Genomic DNA, 26556 nt, shown 5'->3' with positions numbered 1-26556 from the left:
GCAAATGTGGCGGTGACGCAAAAGCTAAGAAAGAAGGTAAGTGCGGCGAAGGTAAATGCGGCGGCGACGCAAAAGCTAAAAAAGAAGGAAAGTGCGGCGAAGGCAAATGTGGTGGCGATACTAAAGCTAAAAAAGAAGGTAAATGTGGCGAAGGCAAGTGTGGTGGCCAATAATCATTTTGATGTAATTGCTTAAGCTATTCAGCTGCAATTATACTAAAAGGGCCATTGGGCCCTTTTTGCTTTAAGGAGACAATAATGAAAACAACTCAAAACGCCGGGTTTGGTATGGTAGGGCTGGGCCTTCGTCGTGAGATGCTTGATGAGCTACTTGAGCATGTACCCAAGCAAGTAGATTTTATGGAAGTGGCACCTGAGAACTGGTTAAAACTAGGTGGGCGTTTTAAAAAACAATTTAAAACATTAACTGATGCTACTAACTTTGTATGTCATGGATTATCGCTTTCAATTGGTTCACCTGAGCCATTAGATATTGAATTTGTGAAGTCACTTAAAACTTTTTTTGATGAGCACAATATTAAAATTTTTAGTGAGCATTTAAGTTATTGCTCCGGCACTGGCCATATGTACGATTTAATGCCAATTCCATTTACTCAAGATGCAATCGCACATGTTGTTCCTCGCATTAAGCAAGTACAGGATATTTTAGAGCGCCAAATAGCGATAGAGAATGTTTCTTACTATGGCGCGCCTGGCCAAGAGTTATCTGAGCTTGAATTCACCAATACTATTTTAGAGCAAGCTGATTGTAAGCTATTACTAGATGTTAATAATATTTACGTTAACTCAATTAATCATGGATACAATGCTGAAGAGTTTTTAAATGGGCTGCCTTCAAAGCATATCGCTTATGGCCACGTTGCAGGACACTACAATGAAGCCGAAGATTTAATTGTAGATACCCACGGTGCAGATGTTATAGACCCTGTATGGGAGTTGCTAGATAAAGCTTATGCAAAGCATGGTGTTTTTCCTACGCTGCTTGAGCGAGATTTTAATATTCCAACGATGAATGTATTAACTAAAGAGCTAGACATTATTCATGAGCTGCAAAGTAAGTACTTGAATTCGTCTTTAACTAAGCAAACAGCTTAATATCAGTATAAAAGAGTGTGTAAATATGAGTTTTATTGAAGTACAAAACGAATTTATGGCACATATTCGCCAGCCTCAACAAAATAAAAAGCCCCGCGACATAGAAGACAGGCGAATGGCTATTTATCGTGATTTATTTTTTAATAATGTAGATGGATTTATTTCATCAGGTTTTCCGGTATTAAAAACCTTATATAGCGAAAAACAATGGAAAAAGCTCATTAGGCAATTTTTTAGTAATCACGATTGTCACTCTCCTTACTTTTTAGATATTGCAGGTGAATTCATTAATTACTTATCCAGTGATTATAAAATGCAAAAAAATGATCCTGCCTTTATGCTAGAGCTTGCTCATTACGAGTGGATAGAGCTTGATGTATCTATTGCTATGGATGACCCGCAAGAGCATAAGCTCAATACGACTGATATTACACATGCTCCACTGTATTTATCTGTAGCAGCGCGTAATTTGAGTTACCAATACCCGGTACAAACTATTAGTGTAGACTTTCAACCTAAGCATCCAGCAGAGCAGCCAAGTTATTTTGTTGTTTATAGAGATGCACAAGACGATGTGCAATTTTTGGCAACCAATGCAATGACGGCTTTATTACTTTCAATTATTGAAAATAGCAATGGCATTACCTTTGACGAAATTTGTGAACAGGTATTAAGCCATGCTCCACAATTTAGCCCAGAACAAATAAACCAAGGCGCACTTGCTACGCTTAATGCAATGGCGGAGCGCAGAGTAATAGTGACAAAAAATCAAGATTAAGCCCTTTATAGATGTTTTTACATCGTCTATCATGGCAACCTAATTTATCGTGCTTAATAAAAGGTTGTACCCATGTCAGATGATAAAGATTTTAAAGATCCGTTTAACGCTACTTACTTTATTGCTTTTTTAGCGGTATTTGCAGGTATTGGTTGTTTAAATGCGATTTTAGGCTGGATCACTAGCTTAACTTAAAATGCATTTGCATCGAGAGGCTGTTGTTTGCATCAGCCTTGACCCTTTTAATTTTAATCCTCGTAAATCTTTCCATTCTTTCTTTTTATAATTATTGCAAACTCGCAATTTAAGGTCAGTTAAGGTTATAATCACCTGCTTTGTAATATAAACCATTGAGCAGTTAAAATTATGACTCAAGTAACACCAGCAATTATCAAAAACAGCATAACTACAATTGCTGATTATCCAAAAGCGGGCATTATGTTTCGCGATGTAACCACATTAATGGCAAACCCTGACGCGTTTAAAGCAACAATTGATGCTTTTATAAACGAGTATAAAGATCAAGGTTTTACTAAAATCATTGGTACAGAATCACGTGGCTTTATTTTTGGCGCACCTTTATCTTATGCTTTAGGTATTCCATTTATTCCTGTGCGTAAGCCGGGTAAATTACCACGAGAAGTTATTCGCCAAGATTACTTATTAGAATACGGTGAAGACACACTTGAGCTTCATGTTGATGCAATAGTACCAGGCGACAAAGTGTTGTTAGTTGATGATTTACTTGCAACAGGCGGTACAATTGAAGCCACGGCTAAGCTTGTAAATAAACTTGGTGGGGAAGCAACTGATGCAGCATTTGTAGTTTCACTTCCAGAGCTTGGCGGCGAACAACGCATCGAAAAAATGGGTATTAAAATTCTAAAATTGGTTGAATTTGAAGGCGAGTAATCGATGAGTTATCAGGTTCTAGCGAGAAAATGGCGTCCACAAACCTTTCATGAATTGGTTGGGCAGTCTCATGTTAAACAAGCGCTGGTTAATGCGCTTACACAAAATAGACTGCATCACGCGTATTTATTCACTGGAACCCGAGGTGTGGGTAAAACCACCATTGCGCGTATCTTTGCTAAAAGCTTAAATTGTGATGAAGGCATTTCTGCATCTCCTTGCGGAAAGTGTAGTAGCTGTACAGATATAGAAGCAGGTCGTTATATAGATTTACTTGAAATAGATGCAGCCTCTCGCACTAAAGTAGAAGATACCCGCGAAATACTCGATAACGTGCAATATGCGCCAACGCGCGGGCGTTATAAAGTATACCTAATAGATGAAGTTCACATGCTCTCAAAGCATAGCTTTAATGCCCTTTTAAAAACGTTAGAAGAGCCACCAGAGCATGTGAAATTTTTATTAGCGACAACCGATCCACAAAAATTACCTGTCACTATTTTATCTCGTTGCTTACAGTTTAACTTAAATGCATTATCGCAAAGTGAAATTAAAACTCAGCTAGAGCATGTATTAACCCATGAGCAACTAAGTTTTGACAATGATGCGCTTAGCATTATAGCAAAAGCGGCTGATGGCAGTATGCGCGATGCGCTTAGTTTAACTGACCAAGCGATAGCACAAACAAATGGTGATATAAATAATCAAGCAGTACAAACTATGCTTGGTTTAATGGATACGCATTATAGCCAAAGTTTACTTGCCGCATTATTAGCGCAAGATGGCCCAGTGCTTATGAATGAAATAGCGCAAGTTGCTAGTCGTAACCCAAATTATGTGGCATTACTTGATGATTTAATTGCACTTACGCATTTAGTTCAATTAAGTCAGCTTGTTCCTGAAGCTGCAGCACTTGATGAAAAGAACGTTGATTATATCGCACATGTTGCTGAGCATACGAGTGCACAACAGATTCAAGTGTATTATCAACTCCTATTAAATGGTAAAAAAGATTTACAGTGGGCACCAGAGCCTCGCCTAGGCTTTGAAATGATAATGCTAAGGCTATTAGCATTTGAGCCAACGCAAACCGAGCATAAACAGGCTGCCCCTTTAGCAGCTCAAGAGCCTGTTGAAAATAAACCAGGTAGAGCGAGTGCACTGCGAGATATATTAAATAAAAATAAAACATCGCAAAAAACAACAGATAACCAAAGTAGTCCTTCAACTAACAGCACACAAGCTTTAGATAATACTTCACAGCTAAACACTCAAAAACAAGAGTCAATGGTTCAAGTACCACCTGTACAAGAGCCGTCAGTTGCCGATGAAGTTTCGAATACGCAGCCCGCTGTAGTTGAGGCCAAGCCGCCAGTTCAACAACCTGAACATGTTAATGAGCAGCCAAAAAGTACTGTAATTTCAGATGAACAAGCTCAGCGTCAAAGTGAAGATGAAGCTTATATGCAACATAGCGATACTGAGCAAACACTCGCTTCGCAATTTGACGATATAATGCACAGTGCCGTAGAGCAGGGATTTAATCCTGCGCAAAGCACTAATTCAGAGTCACCCTCTGAGCCGGCATCAAGTGAAAGTGCGGTTAGCCAAAATACGAATAGACCAATTGCAGAGCAAGATGCTCAGGCGCAATCGGCTATTGCCCGTATTTTACGTGACAGAAATATATCGGGCGCAGGTAGACTATCAGGTGCAAATACTCGCACTGCTGAAAATAACAAATCAGAATCGTTAACCAAGCCAATTGCAAAAGAACCTAGCCAGCATCCTAGAATGCCAAAAGTAGCAACGAGTCAAAATGCACAGCCAGCGAGTAATGAAAGTGCACCAAACCTTGATGCAATTGACGATGCACCACCATGGGCAACCAATAGCGCAGGTGAGAGTGAAAAAAAGCATGAGCTCCCAGTAACTGGGAGCCAAACAGAGTCACTTAATCAAACAAATACAAAACCAGCACGTAAGATTGATTTTAAAGAAAAACATCAAACAATTACTGAAAACTTAGCGCCAGAGTTACTTGAACAAATTAATCCTCAAAAGGTGGTAGAAGCCGCCCCTGAAGAGCCAAGTATTCCGGTGCCCGATGATTTTCAAAGCCCGATCAGCGAAATTAGGTTTGCACATCAGCAAGATGAATGGGCTTATTTAATTAAGCGTATGGGCTTAGGGGGGCGTATGCGCCAGTTTGCGTTACACTCCATTTTTACTAAGCAAGGTAACAATTTGCATATTGATGTTGATGAATCACAAAAACATTTAGATACACCTGTGCTTCGCCAAAAATTAGATGCAGCACTATCAAGCATTTATGAGCATAATGTATCGCTTAGCATTAATTTTGCAAAAGGGGTGATAGATTCACCTTACTTAATTCAACAAAAAATAGATGTAGGTCGTCATCAACAAGCAATCGATGTGATCACAACGGATGAAAATATAGTGCAGTTTCAGCAAGTATTTAGCGCGGAAATTGACGAAAATAGCATTCAGGCATTGTAATTAAATACAATCGCCCTTATCTTCATGACAATTAAAGTTTAAAAGAAAGAGAGAAAATTATGTTTAAAGGTGGAATGGGTAACATGATGAAGCAAGCGCAGCAAATGCAAGAGCGCATGCAAAAAGCCCAAGACGAAATCGCAACACTAGAAGTTGTAGGTGAAGCGGGCGCAGGCCTAGTTAAAGTAACTATGCTTGGTAACCATAATGTACGTCGTGTTGAGCTTGATGAAAGTTTAATGGAAGACGACAAAGACATGATTGAAGATTTATTAGCAGCAGCATGTAATGACGCTGTACGCCGCGTGGCTGATGAAACACAAGAGCGCATGGGCAAAGTAACTGGCGGTATGCAATTACCACCAGGTATGAAAATGCCGTTTTAAGAAAATATGCAACTTTCAGATAGTTTAACTCAGCTTATTGAAGCACTGCGCTGTCAGCCAGGCATAGGCCCAAAGTCAGCGCAGCGTATTGCCTTTCATTTGCTTGAACGCGACCGCAAAGGTGGCACTCAACTTGGTAATGCGCTTACTAAAGCAATGACTGCGGTAGGACATTGTCAATCGTGCCGTACGTTTACAGAACAAGCACAATGTGACATTTGCTTAAGTACTAAACGTCAAGACAGTGGGATTTTGTGTGTTGTTGAATCACCAACAGATGTACTGGCAATTGAGCAAACAGGGCAATATCAAGGTTTATACTTTGTTTTAATGGGACATTTATCACCTATTGATGGTATTGGTCCTAAAGAAATTGGCCTTGATGTACTAGAGCAAAAGCTTTCTCATGGTGGTATAAACGAAGTTATTTTAGCTACTAACCCTACGGTTGAAGGCGAAACAACAGCCCATTATATTGCTCAGCTTTGCCATAAATATAAAGTAGGCGCATCAAGAATTGCTCATGGAATACCTGTCGGTGGTGAGCTCGATTTGGTCGATGGCACCACACTTATGCACGCCTTTAGTGGACGTCGTGCGGTAATGCAAGACTAAAGCAGCTATTTGAAACTTACTTTAAAAGCCTACATTGTAAAATATGTAGGCTTTTTTGTTTTTAAAGCAAAACATAAGGTAAGATTAGCGCTTTATATGATTAGGCATTAGCTAGTGACTAAGGGACAAAATGCAAAATAATAAAAAACATCCAAGTGCATTACTAAACAGTAAGCGTTTTTTACCGCTTTTTGTTACGCAGTTTTTATCAGCCATAAACGATAACGTATACAAGCAGTCGGTGCTTATTTTATTGGTTTTTCAAGCGGCTACACTTGCAGACGGTGCATTATATTCGAATATTGCTGCAGGCTTGTTTATTTTACCATTTTTTTTATTTTCTGGTGTGGCAGGGCAACTTGCCGAAAAAACAGAAAAATCAAAGCTTATTAGGCTTGTAAAGCTATGCGAAATACCAATTATGGTTATTGGAGCTGCATCAATTTTAACGCAGCAAGTATGGCTAATGCTTGCAACAATATTTTTTATGGGATTGCAAAGCACCTTTTTTGGCCCATTAAAATATTCAATATTACCTCAACATGTTGCTCCAAACGAGCTCACTAAAGCAAATGGTTTAGTGGAGTCGGGTACGTTTGTAGCTATTTTATTAGGGACTATATTTGGTACTTATTTTATTACTCAAACAGTGGGTCCTGCTGTAATAAGTATTGCAGTATTGGTACTGGCTTCACTTGGGTATTTTAGTAGTCGCTTTATACCTGTAAGTGAAGCGAATGAGCCTAACTTGCACTTTACGTACAATATTTTTTCGTCAACTAAAAATGTATTTAAAGCGCTTAATGCACAAACAGAATCTGTGGGTAAATCTGTTTTAGGGATCAGTTGGTTTTGGCTTATAGGCGCTATTATTTTAACCGCACTCCCAAATTACGTTAAACATGTGATGGGCGGCGATGAATTAGTAGTAACCAGTGCGTTGGTGGTCTTTTCTTTAAGTATTGCAATTGGTTCGCTGCTGTGTGAAAAGCTTTCACGCTCTCGTATTGAGCTTGGTATTGTGCCATTTGGGGCTATTTTAATAACGCTTTTTTTGTATTTATTAAGCCAAGAACCAGCAATTGAGACGTACATTACTCCAAGTGAAAACTTATTAACCCTTAAGCAAGTTTTAAATACTGGCGATATGATCTGGCATTTTATTTGGATGGCTGGAATTGGTATTGCTTCAGGTTTTTATACAGTGCCGCTGTATGCGTTAATTCAGCAGCGTACTGAAGAGTCGAGCCGATCACGCGTCATTGCCGCTAATAATGTTCTTAATGCATTGTTTATGGTTGGCAGCGCTATATTAAGTATCATTACGCTGTCTGTTCTTAAGTGGCATATTTCATCACTACTTTTATTACTCGCAGGCCTTAACTTACTTATTTCAATATATATTTATACTAAAGTGCCTGAGTTTTTCTTACGCTTTATTATTTATATATTAGCGATATGTATGTATCGCGTACGTACAAAAGGTGAGGTTAATATTCCATCTGAAGGGGCTGCGGTGATTGTTGCAAATCATGTTAGTTTTGTGGATTGGATGTTTATTTTAGCTGCTTCCCCAAGGCCTATACGCTTTATGGTGTTTGCGCCTATTTATTATTCTCCTGCTTTACATTGGCTATTTAAAATGGCCAAAGCAATTCCAATAAATAGCGAAAAAACAAATCCAGCAGCGTTTAAAAAAGCGTTTGATGATGTAGCCAGTGCGCTTGAACGCGGCGAGCTTGTTGGCATATTTCCAGAAGGGAAATTAACGAGCGACGGTTCAATTGATATGTTTAGGCGTGGCATTGAGCGTATTATTGAACGCTCCCCCGTGCCTGTTATTCCTGTGCACTTAGGTGGATTATGGGGCAGTATGTTTAGCCGTAAAGCTAAGTGGCAATTACCTCGATTAAAGTACTCTTTAGTATCGGTTACAGCAGGTGAGCCAATAGCAGCAGATAATGTGACTGCTGATAATTTACGCGAGCAAGTATTGGCTTTAAAAGCGCTGCATTCTAAAGATATTGATTAATGGTTGAACCTTTGAGTACGCCTCATACAATTGTTGATAATTTTATAGCGCCCAAGTGCCATGAAGCTATTAAAATACTTTATCAAGATGATGCTATTTTGATTATTAATAAACCCAGTGGATTATTGAGTTTATCTGGGAAGAATCCACTTAACTGGGACTCAGTACACTACCGGTTAGTAAATGGTCAAAAAGGATTAACAGCGGCCTTTTCTGAGGCTAAATTACCGCACCGGCTAGATTTTGGCACATCAGGTATTATGATTGTTGGGTTAAATGCCTCTGCGTCTCAGCATTTAAATAAACAGTTTCAAAGTCGATCAATACAAAAGCGTTATTTAGCGATGCTAGAAGGAAGTGTGACTACCTTGCAAGGTGAAATAAATTTGCCTATAGCAAAAGACAAAGAGCGCTTTCCTTTAGTCAAAATATGCAAAACCACAGGTAAAGAAGCAATTAGTAAATACACAGTGCTCAAAAGGTTATTAAAGCCTGAACGTACACTTGTGCAATTTACGCCTATTACAGGACGTACGCATCAACTACGTATTCATAGTGATGCAATAGGTCACCCAATTTTAGGCTGTGATTTATATAAAAGTAAGCGCAGTGAACAAATGGCTGAACGTTTATTGCTACATGCCAGTGACGTATTTTTTTATCATCCAATAACAGGGCTTCCCTTTCATGCAAAGTGTCCATGCCCGTTTTAATCTTTTTTAAACTTTTCCCTTGAAGTTGATTCACCTCACCCCATATTAAGTGCATAACGCAGACACTTTGCAAATTGGAGATACATAAATGACTGCAGCACAAAAAGAAACATTAGGCTTTCAAACAGAAGTAAAACAATTATTAAACTTAATGATTCATTCTCTTTATTCAAATAAAGAAATATTTTTACGTGAACTTGTTTCAAATGCATCTGATGCAGCAGACAAGCTACGCTTTTTAGCGCTTTCTAATGGCGACCTTTACCAAGGTGATGCTGACTTACGTGTACGTATTAGCGCAGACAAAGACGCCAACACAGTTACTATTTCAGATAACGGTATTGGTATGACACGTGATGAAGTAATTAGCTCTTTGGGCACAATTGCAAAATCAGGTACTGCTGAGTTTTTTAAAAACTTAACAGGCGATCAAAGTAAAGATTCACAGTTAATTGGTCAATTTGGTGTTGGTTTTTACTCAGCATTTATCGTAGCCGATCTAGTTACTGTACGTACGCGTAAAGCTGGCGAAACAACAGCTTATGAGTGGGAATCTAAAGGTGAAGGCGAGTACACACTTCAAGAAATTGAAAAAGAAGGCCGTGGTACAGAGATTATTTTACACCTTCGCGATGAAGAAAAAGAATTTGCTGATGACTACCGTCTACGTAGCATTGTTACTAAATACTCAGACCATATTTCTACGCCTGTACAAATGTACAAACCAGAAGTGCCTGAATCAGAAGGCGAAGACGGTGAGAAAATCCCAGCAGTTCCAGGTGAGTGGGAAAGCATTAACCGTGCTACAGCATTATGGACGCGTGATAAGTCAGAGCTTTCTGATGAAGAATACAAAGAGTTTTACAAACATGTAAGCCATGATTGGGAAGATCCACTTAGCTGGGCACATAACAAGGTTGAAGGTAAAACTGAATACACGAGTCTTTTATATATTCCTAAAAAAGCGCCATTTGATTTATGGAATCGTGACCGTCAAAGCGGCTTAAAACTATATGTACAGCGCGTATTTGTAATGGATGATGCTGAGCAATTTATGCCAAGCTACTTACGTTTTGTAAAAGGTTTATTAGATTCAAACGATTTACCACTAAACGTATCTCGCGAAATTTTACAAGACAACAAAGTAACACAAGCTATTCGTAAAGGGTGTACATCGCGCATTATCAAAATGCTTGAACGTATGGCTAAAAACAAAGCTGATGACTACCAAGTGTTTTGGAATGAGTTTGGCCAAGTAATGAAAGAAGGCCCAGCGGAAGACGCAGCAAATAAAGAAGCTATTTGTAAGTTATTACGTTTTTCTTCAACTCATACTGATTCAGAAACGCAAGATGTATCGCTTGAGCAATACGTTGAGCGCATGAATGAAGGCCAAGACAAGATTTATTATGTAGTGGCTGACACTTTCACCTCGGCTAAGAACTCTCCACATTTAGAGATTTTCCGTAAGAAAGGCATTGAAGTATTACTACTAAGTGACCGAGTTGATGAGTGGATGATGAGCCACCTGACTGAATTTGCTGATAAGCAGCTTCAATCAATTACGCGTGGTGATTTAGACTTAGGTAAGCTTGACGACGAAGAAACTAAAAAAGCACAAGAAGAGTCTGAAAAAGAAATGGCAGGTCTTGTTGAGCGCATTAAAACATCGCTAGGTGATGATGTAAAAGACGTGCGCTTTACGCACCGTTTAACAGATTCTCCAGCGTGTGTTGTAAGTGATGACAACGACATGAGCTCACAAATGCAAAAGTTAATGGAGTCTGTAGGCCAAGCAGCCCCAGAAGCTAAACCTGTGTTTGAGCTAAACCCTGAGCACCAACTTGTTAAGCACTTAAATGATGAGCAAGATGAGGATAAGTTTGCACAGTGGTCACATGTATTATTAGACCAAGCATTACTTGCTGAGCGCGGTACATTAAAAGATCCAACAGGATTTGTTACACGGCTAAATAAACTTATGTTAGAACTTAGCAAGTAATTGCTGATTAGCTAAGTAAATAAAAGTACAAAGTTTGTACATATTTAAAAAGGAAGCGTTTGCTTCCTTTTTTTATGCGCTGCAAAGTAGGCAATTAGTATAAGTTACTTGAGTATCAGCGGCGCTTGTGGAAGAATTCAGGCTTTAAAAATAAACTTCCATACTAGGGGACAATGATATGCGCATTATTCTTTTGGGCGCGCCGGGTGCTGGTAAAGGTACTCAAGCTCAGTTTTTAATGGACAAGTACGGTATTCCACAAATTTCTACTGGCGACATGCTTCGCGCAGCTATTAAAGAAGGCACACCACTGGGTCTTGAAGCAAAAAAAGTAATGGATGCAGGTCAGTTAATTTCTGACGATATCATTATCGGTTTAGTTAAAGAGCGTATTGCTAAAGCTGATTGTGAAAAAGGTTTTTTACTTGATGGTTTCCCACGCACTATTCCACAAGCAGATGCAATGAAAGAAAATGGCGTAGTGGTTGATCATGTTATTGAATTTGATGTGGCTGATGAAGTAATTGTAGAGCGTATGGGCGGACGTCGTGTACACCCAGGCTCAGGTCGTGTTTACCATGTAGTTTACAACCCACCTAAGGTTGAAGGTAAAGACAACGAAACAGGCGAAGACTTAATTGTTCGCGCAGACGATACTGAAGAAACAGTACGTAAACGTTTAGGCATTTACCATGAGCAAACTATGCCATTAGTTGATTACTACCAAGCTGAAGCTGCTGCAGGTAACACGCAGTACCACAAACTTGACGGTACACAAGCCGTTGAAGTTGTGAGCGCACAGTTAGGTGAGCTTTTAGGTTAATTTAAAGCGCACTAAAAAACCGCCAAATGGCGGTTTTTTTGTTTTTACTAATCCGCAAAGATCAACACGCCCTAGATACAAAAATTTTTGCCTAGTTCTAGCGTAATTTTTTTCACGTTAAATAGACCTCATATATAAGCAGATTGGTATTAATTAAGCTAATTGGTAAAAATTAAAGTGTTTTAAGCTTTTCAATCACACTATCGTATTCTGGCTCTGTAGATAGGCTGCTTACTAGCTGTTTATAAATAACAGTATGACTCTTATCTAAAACAAGTACTGAGCGCGTTAACAGACCCATATCTTTAATAATTAAACCATATTTTTGACCAAAGTCACGCCATACCGAGTCAGACAGCGCAGTAACTTTGTCTATATTTTCAGCTTTACAAAATCGTTTTTGAGCAAAAGGTAAATCTGCACTAATTGTAAGCATTGCTACACCCGGAAATTGCGCGGCGACTTTTTCGTTAAAATGTTTAGTTTGTAAACTACAAATACCGGTATCAAGACTTGGCACTACACTTATTAGTACGGCTTGGCCTTTATAATCCTCAAGCGTTACAGGAATAAAGCTGCCATCAACCACTTTAAAGTTCGGTGCGCTATCACCCACAGCGACCCCGTTACCTAATAAAGTGACTGGCTTACCTTGTGCCGACACTTTTCCTGCATCAAGCGTGTTTTCTGGGTAATCGGCAGCAATAGCAACAGAGCAAAATGCACTCAATGCAAACGCAACGGAACGAAACATAGGGTATTTCCTTTTAAATTAACGCAATAGGTGTCAGTGTATTATACTGCGTAATAGTAACCAAGTGATTATGTAGCTCTTTAGCGGCTTGCTTTGAGATTTAAACTTTGTTTAATCTTGCAAGTTAAGCACGTACTTATGAAGTAGGAATTAATTCTGTAATATAAAAATTGTAACCAAGACAATCTTTGATTAACATGAAGTTACAAAATATATCTTTAATAAAAAAAACAATAGCCTTTATAAATCATTTTGATGCTCATAACGGGTCTAAAACAGAGAGATAGTATGTCAACAACGGTATTAATATGTGATGACTCAAAATTAGCGAGACGCCAATTAGCTCGTTCATTACCTGAAGATTGGGATATTAAGGTTGAATTTGCACTTGATGGCGTTGATTGCATAAAACAAATTAAACTAATTCAACCAGAAATACTGTTTTTGGATTTGAATATGCCTGAAATGGATGGGTACGAAGTTCTCATCGCGATGAAAGAGCAAGGCTTAAACATTCTTACTGTTGTTGTCTCTGGGGATATACAGCCAAGCGCGCATCAACGCGTTCTCGAGCTTGGTGCAATCGACTTCATACAAAAACCTTGCTCTGCTGAAAAACTCGCCCATATTATTGAACACCACGGAATTAAAGATAAGGCAATGCGTGAGCGACTATCTCATTCATTAGGTGAGCAAGTTGACCCTGATGTACGAGATATATATCAAGAGCTGACCAACGTTGCTATGGGCCAAGCTGGTGACTTATTGGCTCGTTTACTAAATGTATTTGTAGAGCTGCCAATTCCAAATGTGAATATTTTAGAAGTTAATGAGCTTGATATGGCGCTTCAGTCTATTGATAACAATGCTGCTACCTCAGGTGTGTGCCAAGGCTTTATTGGTGGTGGAGTGTCTGGTGAAGCATTATTACTACTAAATGACTCTAGCTTTAAAGAAATTGCCTCACTGATGAATTACGACGGCGAGCTAAACGATAAGGTTGAGCTTGAGCTCCTTATGGATATTAGTAATATTTTAATAGGTGCAATTTTAACAGGCCTTTCAAAGCAACTTGATATGTCATTTAGCCAAGGGCACCCAATAGTACTTGGGCAGCACAGAGATGTGTCTGATTTAGTAAAATCAAACAAATCACGTTGGCAACGCACGCTAGCGATAGAAATAAGTTACGGTATTGAAAACCATGATATAAATTGCGACCTCATGCTGTTATTTACTGAAGATTCACTTAAAACTTTGAAATTCAAAGTTGCTTACCTATTAGAAGATTAAGTTATGGCCGCTGATTTAGAAATGAATGAGATCCATTGGTTAATGGATATGTTTAATACTGTAGATGTAGGCCTTGTGGTACTCGATAGGGATTATAAGGTATGTGTATGGAATGGTTTTATGGAAAATCATTCTGGGCTACTTCCTAGTGCCGTTAAAGATAAAGACTTATTTGATTTATTTCCTGCAATAGACGAAAAATGGTTTAGAAGTAAATCAGAATCTGTATTTGTATTAAAAAATCGCTCTTTTACTATTTGGGAGCAGCAACCTTATATTTTCCGCTTTAAAAATTACCGACCAATCACGGGTAAAGCAGATTATATGTATCAAAATGCCACGTTTATTCCTCTGACTAATACGATGGGGGAAGTGAGCCATATTTGTATAATTTTGTACGATGTAACTGATATAGCCGTAAATAAAAAAGAGCTCGAAGAGTTAAATAGAAAGCTTGAGCAGGTTAGTCAAACTGATAGCCTTACTCAGCTTTCAAACCGTGGGCATTGGGAAGGTACACTTCGCCAAGAATTTTTAAGAGTGAAGCGGAGTGGGGGATGCAGCACTTTATTAATGTTTGATATTGATCACTTTAAAAAAATTAATGATGAATATGGCCACAGCTGTGGTGATGAAGCACTTCGTCATCTATGCGACTTACTGAGAACAACACTTCGAGAAACAGATATAGCAGGGCGCTATGGCGGTGAAGAGTTTGTAGTTACTTTACTGGATACAGATAAAGATGGCGCGACAATATTTGCTGAGCGCTTAAGAGCATTAATTGAATCAACGCCTGTAAAATATAAACACTTTGAAATACAGATGACCATTAGTATAGGCTTTGCCGGTAGTAGTAATGACTTTAAAAACCACGAACGCTGGATTGAAGCTGCTGATAAAGCACTTTATCACTCAAAAGGTGCTGGGCGAAATAAAGTAACCGCTTATGTAGATATAAAAAATGACGCTTAAGCGTCATTTTTTATAAGCATTAAATTTATAGTAAACCTGATTATATTAATGTAAGTAGGATAATAGCTTTTTAAACAGTGACTTTTAGATTATGTAAAAGTAACTAAGTACAAAAATTTTAATATATCTAGTCAGTTATATTGCCTGAACTATCGTTTGGGCATTGTCCCAGTATTGATACATCACCCGTATTTGACTCTTGCTCCAGCTTTACCTTAAAGCCCCATAGTCTGTAAAGGTGTTTTAGTACTTCCTCATGAGAGTTTGCAAGCGGGATTTTATTATGCGGAACGTATCTTAGCGTTAAAGATCGATCGCCTCTAATATCAACGTCATATACTTGAATGTTTGGTTCAAGATTACTCAAATTGTATTGTGCAGAAAGAGCTTCTCTCACTGCTTTATAGCCACTATCATCATGAATAGCACCTACTTCTAAGTGTGGGCTATTAGCATGATCAACGATAGTAAATAGCTTAAATTCACGTATGAGCTTAGGTGATAAAAACTGACTAATGAAGCTCTCATCTTTAAAGTTTTCCATAGCAAAATGTAAGGTGTCTAACCAATTGCTCCCTGCATATTCAGGAAACCAACGTTTGTCTTCATCTGTAGGGTTTTCACAAATACGGCGAATATCAACCATCATATTAAAGCCTAGAGCATATGGGTTAATACCTGAATAATAATTACTATTGTAAGGTGGCTGATAAACTACATTAGTATGGCTTTGTAAAAACTCAAGCATAAAGGCATCACTTAGTTTTCCTTCATCGTATAGATGATTCAAGATAGTGTAATGCCAAAAAGTGGCCCAGCCTTCGTTCATTACTTGGGTTTGCTTTTGCGGGTAAAAGTATTGCGAAATTTTACGCACTATACGGATTATTTCACGTTGCCAAGAACCCAAAAGTGGGGCGTTTTTTTCAATAAAATATAATATATTTTCTTGGGGCTCTTGCGGAAAATGCTTCTCCTGCTTTTTTGCTTCTTGTTGTTGAACAGGTATGGTCCGCCATAGCTCGTTAACTTGAGATTGCATATAATCTTCACGTTCTTGCTGGCGCTTTTGCTCTTCAAATAATGATATTTGTTGCGGGCGTTTATATCTATCTACACCGTAATTCATTAAAGCATGGCATGAGTCGAGCAGCGATTCTACCTCACTAATACCGTATTTTTCCTCACAACGACTAATATAATTTTTAGCAAATACTAAGTAATCAATAATTGATCCCGCATCAGTCCAGGTTTTAAATAAATAGTTACCTTTAAAAAATGAGTTATGACCATAACAGGCATGCGCCATAACTAGAGCCTGCATGGGCAGGGTATTTTCTTCCATTAAATACGCAATACATGGATCAGAGTTAATCACTATTTCGTAGGCTAAGCCCATTTGTCCGCGTTTATAGTTTTGCTCTGTCTGAATAAACTTTTTACCATATGACCAATGACTGTAGCCTAAAGGCATACCTACACTTGAGTATGCATCCATCATTTGTTCGGCGCTAATAACTTCAATTTGATTAGGGTAGGTATCTAACCGGTAGTGCTCTGCAACGCGAGCAATTTCTGTTTGGTACTTGTGTAATAAGTCAAAGGTCCAATCGGGGCCATCATTAATACGTTTATTACTCATATTATTACCTCGCTTAGGCTTATGCTGTACCTTGCTGTTGGCGGCTCTTTTTAAATAGCTCCCTAAATATAGGGTAAATGTCTTCGACACCTTGAATGTGTTGTATAGCAAAATTATTGTGGCTTTGTGCTATGCCCTCGTATTCACGCCATAGACTTTGATGGGCACGCGTTGTAATTTCAATATAGGCGAAATACCTAACTGCTTTTAAAAGCTTGTTCCGTAATACTTGTCCACAGTGAGGGGTATCATCAGCCCAGTTATCGCCATCAGATGCTTGCGCGGCATATATATTCCATTGCTCAGCGTCGTAACGATCTTTTATTATTTCATTCATTAACTTAAGTGCACTTGAAACGATGGTGCCACCTGTTTCTTGCGAATAAAAAAACTCTTGCTCGTCTACTTCCTTTGCTTGTGTATGATGGCGAATATATACCACCTCAATATCTTTATAGCTGCGTGTTAAAAACTGATACAGCAAAATATAAAAGCGTTTAGCCATATCTTTTGTGGCTTGGTCCATAGAGCCAGATACATCCATAATACAAAACATGACCGCTTTGCTGGTGGGGTGAGGGCGTTTTTCATAATTACGAAAGCGCAAATCATAATTATCTATAAATGGCACATTTTTAATTTGTTGTTTTAATAATTTAATATCCTCTTGCAGTAATGCAACAACCGCTTTATCGCTTTGAGGTTGCTCTAGCTCCATTGCAAGCTGCCCTTCAAGCTCTGCGAGTCGCCTTTTTTTACCCGCACTCATAGCTACTCTTCGGGCTAGGGAGCCTTGAAGTGAGCGCACTATATCTATATTACTGGGCATGCCATCGCTACAAAAACCAGCACGATGCGTTTTCATTTGTACTAGTTTATCAAGTTGGTTTTCTTGTAAATTCGGCAGTTCTAAATCTTCAAATAGTAAATCTAGGTATTCATCTTTTGATATAGAAAATACAAACTCATCTTGCCCTTCGCCAGAATCACTCGCATCGCCATCTCCTGCGCCACCACCTTGGCCACTTTTAGGGCGTTCAATTTTATCTCCAGTAGAGAATTGATCATTCCCCGGGTGAATTTGCTCTCTATTTCCTCCTCTGCCTTGATGAAAGGTAGGCTCGCTGATATCACGTTGCGGAATAGAAATACTTTCACCAGAGCTTGAGTCGGTGACACTGCGCTTGTTTATTGCATCTGACACAGCTTCTTTAATTTGCTTTTTATAGCGCCTAATAAAGCGCTGGCGATTGAGCGTACTTTTGTTTTTTCCGTTTAAACGCCTATCAATAAAATTCGCCATAATGACCTCCTAAAAACTACAAATATGAAGGCTATTGCGATTTTCTAACTCGTAAATACCATTCAGAAAGCAAGCGAACTTGTTTTTGTGTATAGCCTTTTTCGACCATACGGTTTACAAAGTCTTCGTGTTTTTGTTGATCTTCCGCCGATGTTTTAGTGTTAAACGAAATAACGGGTAGTAAGTCTTCTGTATTTGAGAACATTTTCTTCTCAATGACAGTGCGCAACTTTTCGTAACTGGTCCACAGCGGGTTTTTACCGTTATTATGGGCACGAGCGCGAAGTACAAAGTTAACTATTTCGTTTCTAAAATCTTTAGGATTAGAAATACCGGCTGATTTTTCAATTTTTTCAAGCTCTGCATTAAGTGCTGCACGGTCAAATAGTTGGCCTGTATCTGGATCACGGTATTCTTGGTCTTGAATCCAAAAATCAGCATAAATAACATAGCGGTCAAAAATATTTTGGCCGTATTCAGAATAAGACTCTAAATATGCGGTTTGTAGTTCTTTGCCAATAAACTCTACATATTGTGGTATTAAATAGCCTTTTAAAAAGCTTAAGTAGCGCTCTTCAACTTCGCTACTAAATTGCTCTCGTTCAATTTGTTGCTCTAGTACATAAAATAAATGTACAGGATTAGCTGCAACTTCAGTTGTGTCAAAGTTAAACACACGGGACAAAATTTTAAACGCAAAGCGGGTAGAGAGCCCCGTCATGCCTTCATCAACACCTGCGTAGTCACGATATTCTTGGTAAGATTTTGCTTTAGGATCTGTGTCTTTTAAGGTTTCACCATCATATACCCGCATTTTTGAATAAATACTCGAGTTCTCAGGCTCTTTTAATCGGGATAAAGTGGTAAATTGTGCCAGTGTTTTTAGTGTGCCAGGTGCACATGGCGCATTATAAAGCTCGCTATGCTCTAGTAATTTATCGTAAATTTTAATTTCTTCGGTTACACGTAAGCAGTAAGGCACTTTTACAATGTAAACACGATCTAAAAACGCTTCGTTATTTTTATTATTTTTAAACGTTTGCCATTCTGATTCATTAGAATGGGCGAGGATCATGCCATTAAATGGCAGAGCACTAATGCCTTCGGTACCATTATAATTGCCCTCTTGAGTAGCTGTAAGTAAAGGGTGTAGCACTTTAATAGGCGCTTTAAACATTTCTACAAATTCCATTAAACCTTGGTTTGCAAGGCATAATGAACCCGAATAAGCGTATGCATCAGGATCGTTTTGCGCAAAATGCTCAAGCTGGCGAATATCAACCTTACCAACCAATGCAGAAATATCTTGGTTGTTTTCATCACCAGGCTCGGTTTTGGCAATACCAATTTGGTTTAAAATAGAGGGGTAGCGTTTTACTACTCTAAATTGGCTAATATCGCCGTTAAATTCTTTTAATCGTTTGCCAGCCCAAGGTGACATAATCGTTTTTAAATAGCGGGGTTTAATGCCGTATGCTTGCTCAAGGACGCTAGCATCTTCTACCGCATCAAATAAAGATAAAGGGTGGTCGTTAACTGGTGAGCCTTTTATAGAATATACGGGCACTTGTTGCATTAGGTATTTTAGTTTTTCAGCAATAGATGATTTACCGCCGCCAACAGGGCCGAGCAAATAAAGGACTTGTTTACACTCTTCAAGCCCTTGGGCTGCATGTTTTAAATAAGAAACTATTTGTTCAATAGCGTCTTCCATTCCATAAAAGTCTTCAAAGGCAGGGTAGCGTGCTACTACTCTATTGGAAAATAATCGACTTAATCGTGCATCCGTTGCAGTATCAACCATTTGGGGATCGCCTATAGCCATAAGTAAGCGCTCTGGTGCGCTGGCGTAGGCAGACTTATCAGTTTTACAAATCTCAAGAAATTCGCTAATACTGTACTCTTCTTCTTGTGCCGCTTCGTATCGTGCTTGGTAATGCTCAAAAATCGTCATAATAACCTCCGAAACCCGCTAAAAAAGGTGCTTACTTTTTAAAGTCTAGTCACTATTTCGTATTTTTGTGCAATAAAATTAAAAATTTAAGTGAAAAAAGATCATGTTGACCAATTAACGAATTGCCGTCGTATAACACCACTTTTGTTGAAAATTGAGCATAAAAAAAGACGCCTAAGCGTCTTTTTAAATTAGCTAAAAGCGCTAATTAAGCGAAGTTTGCGTTTGCAAATTCCCAGTTAACTAGTGACCAGAAACCTTTAAGGTAATCTGGACGCACGTTACGGTAATCGATGTAGTAAGCATGTTCCCATAAATCCACAGTTAGGATTGGAGTAACACCTTCATCTGTTAACGGAGTCGCTGCGTTAGACGTATTTACGATGTCTAGTGAACCATCAGCAAGTTTAACTAACCAAGTCCAGCTAGAACCGAAGTTATTAACTGCTTTATCATTTAATGCATCTTTAAACGCATCAAAAGAGCCCCATTTAGCGTTGATTGCATCAGCAACTGCGCCAGTTGGCTCGCCGCCGCCATTTGGAGATAGGCTGTTCCAGTAGAAAGTGTGGTTCCAGATTTGTGCTGCGTTGTTAAATACGCCGCCCTCTGAAGAACATACGATTTCTTCTAGAGATTTGTTTTCAAACTCAGTACCAGGAATTAAACCATTAAGTTTAACAACATAAGTGTTATGGTGTTTACCGTGGTGAAACTCTAGAGTTTCTTTTGAAATATGTGGCTCAAGTGCATCGATTGCATATGGTAGTGACGGTAGTTCAAATGCCATTTTTCTATCTCCATCTTCTTTTGGTTGATAATCCGTTTGGTTATACGTAATGCCTGTACAAACAGGCCACTTACCTATACCAACCGGGAATATAGTGTTACTATAATTGTTGAGTATTTTACTCAAGTTTTAGCAAACAGCAATGCTATTGCTAAAGACTATTTCAATTGCGGCTTTATTTGCCCATTTTAAGTTATATATCTGTGGTCACAATGATTTATTTTCAAGGCCTGGGTATATTCAGCTATCGTCATTTTGAGGTTGTAGATGGAAACCATTGATAAAATTAAACAGCAGATTTCAGAAAACCCAATAATCCTTTACATGAAAGGGTCACCTAAATTACCAAATTGTGGTTTTTCTTCACAAGCGTCACAAGCTCTAATGTCGTGTGGCGAACCATTTGCATATGTTGATATTTTACTTAATCCAGACATTCGTGCTGAACTTCCAGCATACGCAAATTGGCCTACGTTCCCACAACTATGGGTAGAAGGCGAGTTAGTAGGTGGTTGTGACATTATCATCGAAATGTTTCAACGCGGTGAGTTACAGCCGCTAGTTGCAGAAACTGCAGCTAAATATAAAGAAGCTGACGCAGAGTAATTTAATACTTGACCTGCAATCAGGTTATCAAGCTCTTTAAACACAAAGCCACTTTTTAAGTGGCTTTGTTGTTTTGCAAGCCATAAAAATTATGAGTAGGGAAGGCTTATTTGCACGTTTAAGCCGCCCTCTATTTTATTATGTAAACTTATATGCCCTTGGTGCGCTTCTGCTATTTCTCTGCACAGGGCTAACCCTAAACCGCTCCCGTTGCTTTTTGTTGAATAGAAAGGGACTAAAGCATTTGCCATTACTTGCTCGCTCATTCCTTTACCGCTGTCACTTACATTAATTACACACGCTTGCGTTACAAATTCGACCTGAATATAGATCTCGTTGATGTTAGAGCCTGATTCATGCGCATTTTTTAATAGGTTAATGAGTAGTTGTTCAATCTGTGCTTGGTCTGCTTGCAATTGATTGGGAGAATTTTTAATTTCATAGCTAAATTGCCAGTGATTTTTTAAATTATTAAGTGTGTTTTGCCAGTTAATGCATGTTTTTTGTGGCTGAGGTAATTTAGCAAATTTGCCATAGCCCTGTACAAACTCAGTTAAATGGTTAATTCGCTCATCAATAGTTGTAAATACACGGGCAAGACGAGGTTCGTCCACTTTGTTTGCGAGCAATTGTGCACTGTGTAGCATAGATGACATAGGACCGAGTGAGTTGTTTAATTCATGACTAATAATGCGAATTACTTTTTTCCACACGGCAACTTCTTGGCGGCTAAGCTCGCGGGTTAGCTGTTTAAATATATATAAATGATGCTTTTGATTATTGAGTAAGAATTCTCCAGTGGCTAAATGCCAAGTTTGTGAGTCTTGATTCTCTATTTCTATATTAAAGAGGCCATCAATACCGTGCTCTATAGCTGCTACTAATTGCAGTGGCGAATTTTCGAGTAACTTACTCAACCGCATACCCTCAAGCCTAGTTGCACTATTAAATAAACTACGGCTAATTAAGTTGCTAAATACCACAGTGCTATTGTCATTAACCAGGAGCAACGCTTGGGGTGAGCTTTGTAATACTTTATCGAGCATTAGCTCGCGCTGGTAAATCCACTGTTTTTCTTGGCGTAGTTGCTTAGCAGTTTGATTATATAGTTGGCATAGTTTCCCAAGTTCATCATTACTTTTATACGCTAGTAAGCTAGAGAGTTCGCCATCTTTAAAGTTAAGTAACCCGGTTTCGAGCGATTGCATGCCAAGCTTAATTGGCTTGGTGAGGGTTCTTGAAAGCAGGATGCTAAATGCAAGCGTTAACAGTATTAAAAACAGAGTGTAATACATATCTAAACCACTTAGCGTGGCAATAATAAATACAGGGAGCGCGCTACTAACGCCGCAGATTAAGACAATTTTTTGGCTTAGGGTAAAGTTACTAATAATACTTGGCATTAATAATCAATGCCCATCTTTTGTAATCGTCTGTAAAGTGCTTGTCGGCTTAAGCCAAATTCACGGGCAACTTTGGCTATAACACCTTGATGAGCGCGTATTGCGTGTTCTATTTCTTGCTTATTAGGTTCAACTTTTATGCTTTGCAGTGTAATAGCAGATGACGAAAGTGCAAAGTCATTTGCTGAAAGTATACCTGTAGGCTTTAGTACCGCTACACGTTTACAGGCATTTTCTAGTTCTCGAACATTACCAGGCCATTTATAGTGTTTAAGTACATGCTCTGTATCTATAGTCAGTTCTCGGTGAGGTAAAAAGTGCCTAATAAGCGCTAAAATATCATCTTGCCTTTCGCTAAGCGCAGGCACATTGAGCTCAATTACGTTAAGGCGATAATATAAGTCCTCCCTAAATCGACCTTGTTGAATTGCTTGTAGCAGGTTTTCATTAGTCGCAGAGATAACTCGCACATTTACCTTGCGTGTTAGTGTTGAGCCTAAACGTTCAAACTCACCCGTTTGTAGTACGCGCAGTAATTTAATTTGCCCAGAGAGCGGTAAATTACCAATCTCATCTAAAAATAACGTACCGCCATCAGCTGCTTCAAATCGACCAATACGTTGCTTAGTAATTCCTGTATAAGCGCCAGCTTCTGCGCCAAAAAGTTCGGCCTCTATAAGTTCTTGTGGCAGTGCACCTGCGTTTACCTTAATAAAAGGCAGCGATACAAGCGGGGAGTTTTTTTGAATGATATGCGCAATGCACTCTTTTCCGCTCCCGTTAGGGCCCGTAATTAATGCAGATATATCAGATTTAGCTACTTGTAGCGCCATAGTGACTAGCCGCTCCATGGCAGTGCTTTTAAATATTAGCCCCGCAAGGTCTGCGTTTTTAAATGTAGTGTCTCGTTCTTGTTGATGACGATTATGTATAGCAATTATTTTATTAGCACTGCCTAGCTCTATCAGGTTATTAATACAAACAAGTAACTTTGTATCATCCCAGGGTTTTGGTAGGTAATCGGCAGCACCGGCTTTTACAAGCTCAATAGCGGTGGTAAGTTCGGTCCAGGCTGTAATTAATATAATAGGAAGATATGGGTTTATTTCTCGTAGTTCATAAAACAGCGTTTTGCCTTCTTCGCCAGAGGTAGTGTCGCTGCTAAAGTTCATGTCTTGAATTACAAGTTCAATTCGTTGATAACGTACTATTTGCAGAGCATCAAACGGGTTTGTTGCAGTCACTACAGAAAAATCATGGATCTCGAGCAATAATGAAAGTGCGTCGAGTACTGCTTGGTTATCATCAACAATGAGTATTTTATGAGTCATAGGTTATTTTTATAATTTTTAAAGGCTACACTGCCTAATAAGCAGTGTAGCATAGTGGTTTGCGTATTATTAAATAGTGCGAGTTGCGATACTTGGCGAAATATTAGCTGCGCGTTTGGCTGGCGCTAATACAGCAAGTAAGCTCATTAAAAATACAGCTATAGCAGTGCTTGCTATATAACTTGGCGGTAGCGCGGCGACAGAAAAATACTGCATTAACATTTTCCCAAGCAGTAGTGCTGTTACTATGCCTAAAGCTAAACCCATGCTACAAATTAATGCATTTTCTACTAAAAAATAGCTAACGATGGCCGACTTTCTTGCGCCAAGTGCTCTGCGTGTACCAATTTGTTTAGTGCGTTTGCTAATATTAAATAAGGTTAAGCCAAAAATACCTAACGCGGTTATGAGTACTAAAATAGTGATTAATACGATGAGCATGCGCATCATGAGACGATCTTGAGCTGTGTACTCATTTTTTAATTCATCAAGCCCCTTAATATTGTTAATAACGCGCTTACTGTAATTTTCGAGCATGGCATTTTCTATTTCTTTCATGACAGTGGCTCGCTGACCAGGCTCTGTACGAACGGCTACTTGTGCATAGCTTGCTGCTTTAATATAAGGAATAAACGCAAGATTATCGGGTTTACTGTCTTTAAGCCACGGGCCTTTCATCTTTTCAATAACGCCAATAATTTTAAGTGGTATGTCGCCAAAATAAACTATTTCCCCTAAACCATTTCCCTCAGGATATAGCTCATTAAGTAGGGCTTTAGTGACTATAGTGACATTGGTGCGCTCTTGCGTAATTTCATTTGTTACAAGCACTTCATCTTCGGTAAAATTTCGCCCAGCAATTAAGTTAACGCCGTAGGTATTAATTGCGTGGTCGTCTATAAAGAAATAAGCGGTTCTTACACTTAGGCCTTCTTGAGGAGCTGGTTTTAAATTAAAACTAGAGGCACTACCACCGCCGGATAGCGGGATGCTACTGCTTAGCGCTGCATCGACTACGCCTGGCATTTCTCTGATCATGGTTTCATCAAGCTCAAATTGTTGACTTAAGTTAATATCCTTTCCAAAAGTCATTACATTAAACTTAAATATATCTTGCTCAGGGTAGCCTGTTTCTTGGTTTAAATAGCTAATTCTATCTTGAATAATAAATGCAGCATTACTGACAATTGCCGTGGTGATTGCAATTTGAATTAGCAGTAAAACAGCGCCTACCTTTGAGCGACATAAGGCATTAAATATAGGTTTTATTTCTAACATTGTGGTATTCCCTTACTGGCTCTTCAGATAAATAGCAGGATTGGTTTTGCACACTAACCAAGCAGGGTACAAACCAGCAAAAATACAGGTTGTAATTGCAATTAATGGGGCGCTCAATAGCATGGTTAAATCCATAGTCGCTAAGTTTTCATAGTAGTCGTAGCTTTGCCCTACGCCCATTAAGCCAAGTTGTGCTATTACAATTCCAAGTAGGCCACCTATAAAACCAAGCATGGCGACCTCAACTAAGTGCTGTAAAAATATCTGCCTTTTACTTGCACCTAATGCGCGCCTTACACCGACCTCTGGTGCTCGGCGTAAAAATTTGGCTAAAAGTAATCCTAAAATATTGGCTAAGCAGACACCTAAAAACATAAAGCTCAAGCCAACTAAAATTTTATTGTCTTCGGTGACGACATTGTTGTACTGCATCCATTGGTTTACATCGCGAAGTTTATACTCCAGTTGTTTACGATTAAATCGACCACGCTTTTGTTGTTCTTGCATGTAGGCTAATAAGTAATTTTGATAGGCTTGTTTCTGCTCTAGCGTATTTAGCTCTGCCCAAAACTGGATCCATACTTGCTCCGATTGCAGTTTATCTGCAAAGGTTGGCGTGTTTTCGTGCTTCCAACCATTGCTATTACCCCAACTAACGAGCTCTTTTGCTTTAATTAAACTAAAAGGCATAAATAAATCTTCGGCTTGATTAAATGCGCCGTTATTTAAATCATAATATTTAATATTCAGAGGCCAGTGCTTAACAACGCCAACTACTTGATAGCTTGCATCATCTAAGTAAATTAGTTCTCCAACGGAGTTTTTTCCTGCAAATAGCTTGTCGTTTAGCTCTTGTGTAATAACTACAACGGGTGCGGCTGAATTTTCTTGCTCTGTGCTCCACGTTCCGCCATATAAAAATGACAAATTAAACATGCTAAAAAAGTCTGGCGTTGTCATGCGGGCACTGCCTATAAAAGGTTTTATTTTGTCAGAGTCTAAATAAACCGAAAAGCCGGTACGCATCATGGCCACTTTCCTATCTAAAGAGGGTGTCTTTAATAAGTTCTCTGCATCTTGATAGGTGAGTTGTAGCGGCACGTTATCTTCTGTCCGCCACGTACTACCGTCGTCCATTGTTTGTAATTGCACACTGTAAAGTTGGCTGCTTTTTTCCGGGATAGGATCGGCCGACATCATGTGGTAAACACTTAGGCTGGTCATTGTTATGCCAATACCTATCGCAATGGCAAGTACCATCAAAAAGCTAACCAGTGGGGTGCGCTTGAAGCTGCGCCAACTTAAATCTAAATAATGAATAAACATTA

At 38.9% G+C, this 26556-nt stretch carries 24 protein-coding genes; 15 read left to right on the top strand and 9 right to left on the bottom strand.

Translation table 11 applies throughout. The annotated features are described in order from the left end of the window. The 12 genes from CWC11_RS23585 to adk all read left to right on the top strand — a co-directional run. A partial coding sequence (locus CWC11_RS23585) for an HvfA family oxazolone/thioamide-modified RiPP metallophore (RefSeq protein ID WP_502704788.1) occupies nucleotides 1-173 on the top strand: 173 nt, incomplete at its 5' end. An 84-nt stretch (nucleotides 174-257) separates the two neighbouring features. Continuing rightward, nucleotides 258-1115: an HvfB family MNIO-type RiPP peptide maturase gene (locus tag CWC11_RS00155; RefSeq protein WP_502704787.1), complete on the top strand. Its 858-nt coding sequence runs from the start codon at nucleotides 258-260 to the stop codon at nucleotides 1113-1115. 25 nt (nucleotides 1116-1140) lie between these two features. After that, nucleotides 1141-1893, top strand: coding sequence for an HvfC family RiPP maturation protein (locus tag CWC11_RS00150; RefSeq protein WP_138681101.1), 753 nt, complete (start codon nucleotides 1141-1143; stop codon nucleotides 1891-1893). Nucleotides 1894-1965: 72 nt separating this feature from the next. Continuing rightward, nucleotides 1966-2088: a hypothetical protein gene (locus tag CWC11_RS23500; protein ID WP_008132255.1), complete on the top strand. Its 123-nt coding sequence runs from the start codon at nucleotides 1966-1968 to the stop codon at nucleotides 2086-2088. Nucleotides 2089-2259: 171 nt separating this feature from the next. Continuing rightward, on the top strand, nucleotides 2260-2805 hold the full coding sequence (gene apt, locus CWC11_RS00140) for an adenine phosphoribosyltransferase (protein ID WP_138681099.1): 546 nt from the start codon (nucleotides 2260-2262) through the stop codon (nucleotides 2803-2805). A gap of 3 nt (nucleotides 2806-2808) precedes the next feature. Continuing rightward, entirely contained in the window at nucleotides 2809-5328 is a 2520-nt protein-coding gene (gene dnaX, locus CWC11_RS00135; protein WP_138681098.1) for a DNA polymerase III subunit gamma/tau, read from the top strand. Nucleotides 5329-5387: 59 nt separating this feature from the next. After that, on the top strand, nucleotides 5388-5714 hold the full coding sequence (locus CWC11_RS00130; RefSeq protein ID WP_058548860.1) for a YbaB/EbfC family nucleoid-associated protein: 327 nt from the start codon (nucleotides 5388-5390) through the stop codon (nucleotides 5712-5714). 6 nt (nucleotides 5715-5720) lie between these two features. Continuing rightward, nucleotides 5721-6329, top strand: a complete 609-nt coding sequence (gene recR / locus CWC11_RS00125; protein WP_058548861.1) for a recombination mediator RecR — start codon at nucleotides 5721-5723, stop codon at nucleotides 6327-6329. A gap of 130 nt (nucleotides 6330-6459) precedes the next feature. Further along, on the top strand, nucleotides 6460-8361 hold the full coding sequence (locus CWC11_RS00120) for an MFS transporter (protein ID WP_138681097.1): 1902 nt from the start codon (nucleotides 6460-6462) through the stop codon (nucleotides 8359-8361). After that, a complete protein-coding gene (locus CWC11_RS00115; protein WP_138681096.1) occupies nucleotides 8361-9074 on the top strand; it encodes an RluA family pseudouridine synthase in 714 nt (237 codons plus the stop codon). The genes CWC11_RS00120 and CWC11_RS00115 overlap by 1 nt, the downstream gene beginning before the upstream one ends. 88 nt (nucleotides 9075-9162) lie before the next feature. Continuing rightward, nucleotides 9163-11076 (top strand): molecular chaperone HtpG, encoded by a 1914-nt coding sequence (htpG, locus tag CWC11_RS00110; RefSeq protein WP_138681095.1) that lies wholly within the window; start codon nucleotides 9163-9165, stop codon nucleotides 11074-11076. Nucleotides 11077-11254: 178 nt separating this feature from the next. After that, on the top strand, nucleotides 11255-11899 hold the full coding sequence (gene adk, locus CWC11_RS00105; RefSeq protein ID WP_058548865.1) for an adenylate kinase: 645 nt from the start codon (nucleotides 11255-11257) through the stop codon (nucleotides 11897-11899). Nucleotides 11900-12071: 172 nt separating this feature from the next. Here the strand turns inward: adk and tpx are convergent, their stop codons facing one another. Then, nucleotides 12072-12653 carry a thiol peroxidase gene (gene tpx / locus CWC11_RS00100; protein WP_138681094.1) on the bottom strand — a complete coding sequence of 194 codons (582 nt, stop codon included), beginning with the start codon at nucleotides 12651-12653 and terminating at the stop codon, nucleotides 12072-12074. Nucleotides 12654-12941: 288 nt separating this feature from the next. Here tpx and CWC11_RS00095 point away from each other — a divergent pair, with 288 nt between their 5' ends. After that, nucleotides 12942-13946 (top strand): response regulator, encoded by a 1005-nt coding sequence (locus CWC11_RS00095; protein ID WP_058548867.1) that lies wholly within the window; start codon nucleotides 12942-12944, stop codon nucleotides 13944-13946. A gap of 3 nt (nucleotides 13947-13949) precedes the next feature. Further along, nucleotides 13950-14921 carry a sensor domain-containing diguanylate cyclase gene (locus CWC11_RS00090; protein WP_138681093.1) on the top strand — a complete coding sequence of 324 codons (972 nt, stop codon included), beginning with the start codon at nucleotides 13950-13952 and terminating at the stop codon, nucleotides 14919-14921. A gap of 127 nt (nucleotides 14922-15048) precedes the next feature. Here the strand turns inward: CWC11_RS00090 and CWC11_RS00085 are convergent, their stop codons facing one another. The 4 genes from CWC11_RS00085 to CWC11_RS00070 all read right to left on the bottom strand — a co-directional run bounded on the left by CWC11_RS00085 (nucleotide 15049) and on the right by CWC11_RS00070 (nucleotide 20610). After that, nucleotides 15049-16563 carry a SpoVR family protein gene (locus tag CWC11_RS00085; protein ID WP_138681092.1) on the bottom strand — a complete coding sequence of 505 codons (1515 nt, stop codon included), beginning with the start codon at nucleotides 16561-16563 and terminating at the stop codon, nucleotides 15049-15051. 19 nt (nucleotides 16564-16582) lie between these two features. Then, on the bottom strand, nucleotides 16583-17866 hold the full coding sequence (locus tag CWC11_RS00080) for a YeaH/YhbH family protein (protein ID WP_138681091.1): 1284 nt from the start codon (nucleotides 17864-17866) through the stop codon (nucleotides 16583-16585). A 31-nt stretch (nucleotides 17867-17897) separates the two neighbouring features. After that, complete coding sequence (locus CWC11_RS00075) at nucleotides 17898-19820, bottom strand: PrkA family serine protein kinase (protein WP_138681090.1); 1923 nt, start codon at nucleotides 19818-19820, stop codon at nucleotides 17898-17900. Between the two features lie 208 nt (nucleotides 19821-20028). Beyond that, the gene (locus CWC11_RS00070) at nucleotides 20029-20610 is read right to left on the bottom strand and encodes a superoxide dismutase (protein WP_058549160.1); all 582 of its coding nucleotides are present in this window, start codon (nucleotides 20608-20610) and stop codon (nucleotides 20029-20031) included. Between the two features lie 267 nt (nucleotides 20611-20877). On the opposite strand from CWC11_RS00070, the gene CWC11_RS00065 reads away from it, so the two are divergent. Beyond that, complete coding sequence (locus CWC11_RS00065) at nucleotides 20878-21216, top strand: Grx4 family monothiol glutaredoxin (protein ID WP_058548872.1); 339 nt, start codon at nucleotides 20878-20880, stop codon at nucleotides 21214-21216. Nucleotides 21217-21305: 89 nt separating this feature from the next. Here CWC11_RS00065 and CWC11_RS00060 read toward each other — a convergent pair whose 3' ends face one another. The 4 genes from CWC11_RS00060 to CWC11_RS00045 form a co-directional block, all read right to left on the bottom strand. Further along, nucleotides 21306-22619: a sensor histidine kinase gene (locus CWC11_RS00060; RefSeq protein WP_138681089.1), complete on the bottom strand. Its 1314-nt coding sequence runs from the start codon at nucleotides 22617-22619 to the stop codon at nucleotides 21306-21308. Beyond that, nucleotides 22619-23950 carry a sigma-54-dependent transcriptional regulator gene (locus CWC11_RS00055; protein ID WP_138681088.1) on the bottom strand — a complete coding sequence of 444 codons (1332 nt, stop codon included), beginning with the start codon at nucleotides 23948-23950 and terminating at the stop codon, nucleotides 22619-22621. The genes CWC11_RS00060 and CWC11_RS00055 overlap by 1 nt, the downstream gene beginning before the upstream one ends. A 69-nt stretch (nucleotides 23951-24019) precedes the next feature. After that, nucleotides 24020-25228: an ABC transporter permease gene (locus CWC11_RS00050; protein ID WP_138681087.1), complete on the bottom strand. Its 1209-nt coding sequence runs from the start codon at nucleotides 25226-25228 to the stop codon at nucleotides 24020-24022. 12 nt (nucleotides 25229-25240) lie between these two features. Then, a complete protein-coding gene (locus CWC11_RS00045; RefSeq protein WP_138681086.1) occupies nucleotides 25241-26554 on the bottom strand; it encodes an ABC transporter permease in 1314 nt (437 codons plus the stop codon). Nucleotides 26555-26556: the final 2 nt, after the last annotated feature.

The organism is Pseudoalteromonas sp. S3178, from assembly GCF_005886985.1.
Lineage (GTDB): Bacteria > Pseudomonadota > Gammaproteobacteria > Enterobacterales > Alteromonadaceae > Pseudoalteromonas > Pseudoalteromonas carrageenovora.
Note: the sequence above shows the minus strand (reverse complement) of the source record. Positions and strands in the feature narration are given on the sequence as shown.

Excerpts from the sequence above, each read along its gene's own strand:
- CWC11_RS00155 (WP_502704787.1), top strand. The coding sequence starts at position 258 with ATGAAAACAACTCAAAACGCCGGGTTTGGTATGGTAGGGCTGGGCCTT.
- CWC11_RS00150 (WP_138681101.1), top strand. The coding sequence starts at position 1,141 with ATGAGTTTTATTGAAGTACAAAACGAATTTATGGCACATATTCGCCAG.
- CWC11_RS23500 (WP_008132255.1), top strand. The coding sequence starts at position 1,966 with ATGTCAGATGATAAAGATTTTAAAGATCCGTTTAACGCTACTTACTTT.
- apt (WP_138681099.1), top strand. The coding sequence starts at position 2,260 with ATGACTCAAGTAACACCAGCAATTATCAAAAACAGCATAACTACAATT.
- dnaX (WP_138681098.1), top strand. The coding sequence starts at position 2,809 with ATGAGTTATCAGGTTCTAGCGAGAAAATGGCGTCCACAAACCTTTCAT.
- CWC11_RS00130 (WP_058548860.1), top strand. The coding sequence starts at position 5,388 with ATGTTTAAAGGTGGAATGGGTAACATGATGAAGCAAGCGCAGCAAATG.
- recR (WP_058548861.1), top strand. The coding sequence starts at position 5,721 with ATGCAACTTTCAGATAGTTTAACTCAGCTTATTGAAGCACTGCGCTGT.
- CWC11_RS00120 (WP_138681097.1), top strand. The coding sequence starts at position 6,460 with ATGCAAAATAATAAAAAACATCCAAGTGCATTACTAAACAGTAAGCGT.
- CWC11_RS00115 (WP_138681096.1), top strand. The coding sequence starts at position 8,361 with ATGGTTGAACCTTTGAGTACGCCTCATACAATTGTTGATAATTTTATA.
- htpG (WP_138681095.1), top strand. The coding sequence starts at position 9,163 with ATGACTGCAGCACAAAAAGAAACATTAGGCTTTCAAACAGAAGTAAAA.
- adk (WP_058548865.1), top strand. The coding sequence starts at position 11,255 with ATGCGCATTATTCTTTTGGGCGCGCCGGGTGCTGGTAAAGGTACTCAA.
- tpx (WP_138681094.1), bottom strand. The coding sequence starts at position 12,653 with ATGTTTCGTTCCGTTGCGTTTGCATTGAGTGCATTTTGCTCTGTTGCT.
- CWC11_RS00095 (WP_058548867.1), top strand. The coding sequence starts at position 12,942 with ATGTCAACAACGGTATTAATATGTGATGACTCAAAATTAGCGAGACGC.
- CWC11_RS00090 (WP_138681093.1), top strand. The coding sequence starts at position 13,950 with ATGGCCGCTGATTTAGAAATGAATGAGATCCATTGGTTAATGGATATG.
- CWC11_RS00085 (WP_138681092.1), bottom strand. The coding sequence starts at position 16,563 with ATGAGTAATAAACGTATTAATGATGGCCCCGATTGGACCTTTGACTTA.
- CWC11_RS00080 (WP_138681091.1), bottom strand. The coding sequence starts at position 17,866 with ATGGCGAATTTTATTGATAGGCGTTTAAACGGAAAAAACAAAAGTACG.
- CWC11_RS00075 (WP_138681090.1), bottom strand. The coding sequence starts at position 19,820 with ATGACGATTTTTGAGCATTACCAAGCACGATACGAAGCGGCACAAGAA.
- CWC11_RS00070 (WP_058549160.1), bottom strand. The coding sequence starts at position 20,610 with ATGGCATTTGAACTACCGTCACTACCATATGCAATCGATGCACTTGAG.
- CWC11_RS00065 (WP_058548872.1), top strand. The coding sequence starts at position 20,878 with ATGGAAACCATTGATAAAATTAAACAGCAGATTTCAGAAAACCCAATA.
- CWC11_RS00060 (WP_138681089.1), bottom strand. The coding sequence starts at position 22,619 with ATGCCAAGTATTATTAGTAACTTTACCCTAAGCCAAAAAATTGTCTTA.
- CWC11_RS00055 (WP_138681088.1), bottom strand. The coding sequence starts at position 23,950 with ATGACTCATAAAATACTCATTGTTGATGATAACCAAGCAGTACTCGAC.
- CWC11_RS00050 (WP_138681087.1), bottom strand. The coding sequence starts at position 25,228 with ATGTTAGAAATAAAACCTATATTTAATGCCTTATGTCGCTCAAAGGTA.
- CWC11_RS00045 (WP_138681086.1), bottom strand. The coding sequence starts at position 26,554 with ATGTTTATTCATTATTTAGATTTAAGTTGGCGCAGCTTCAAGCGCACC.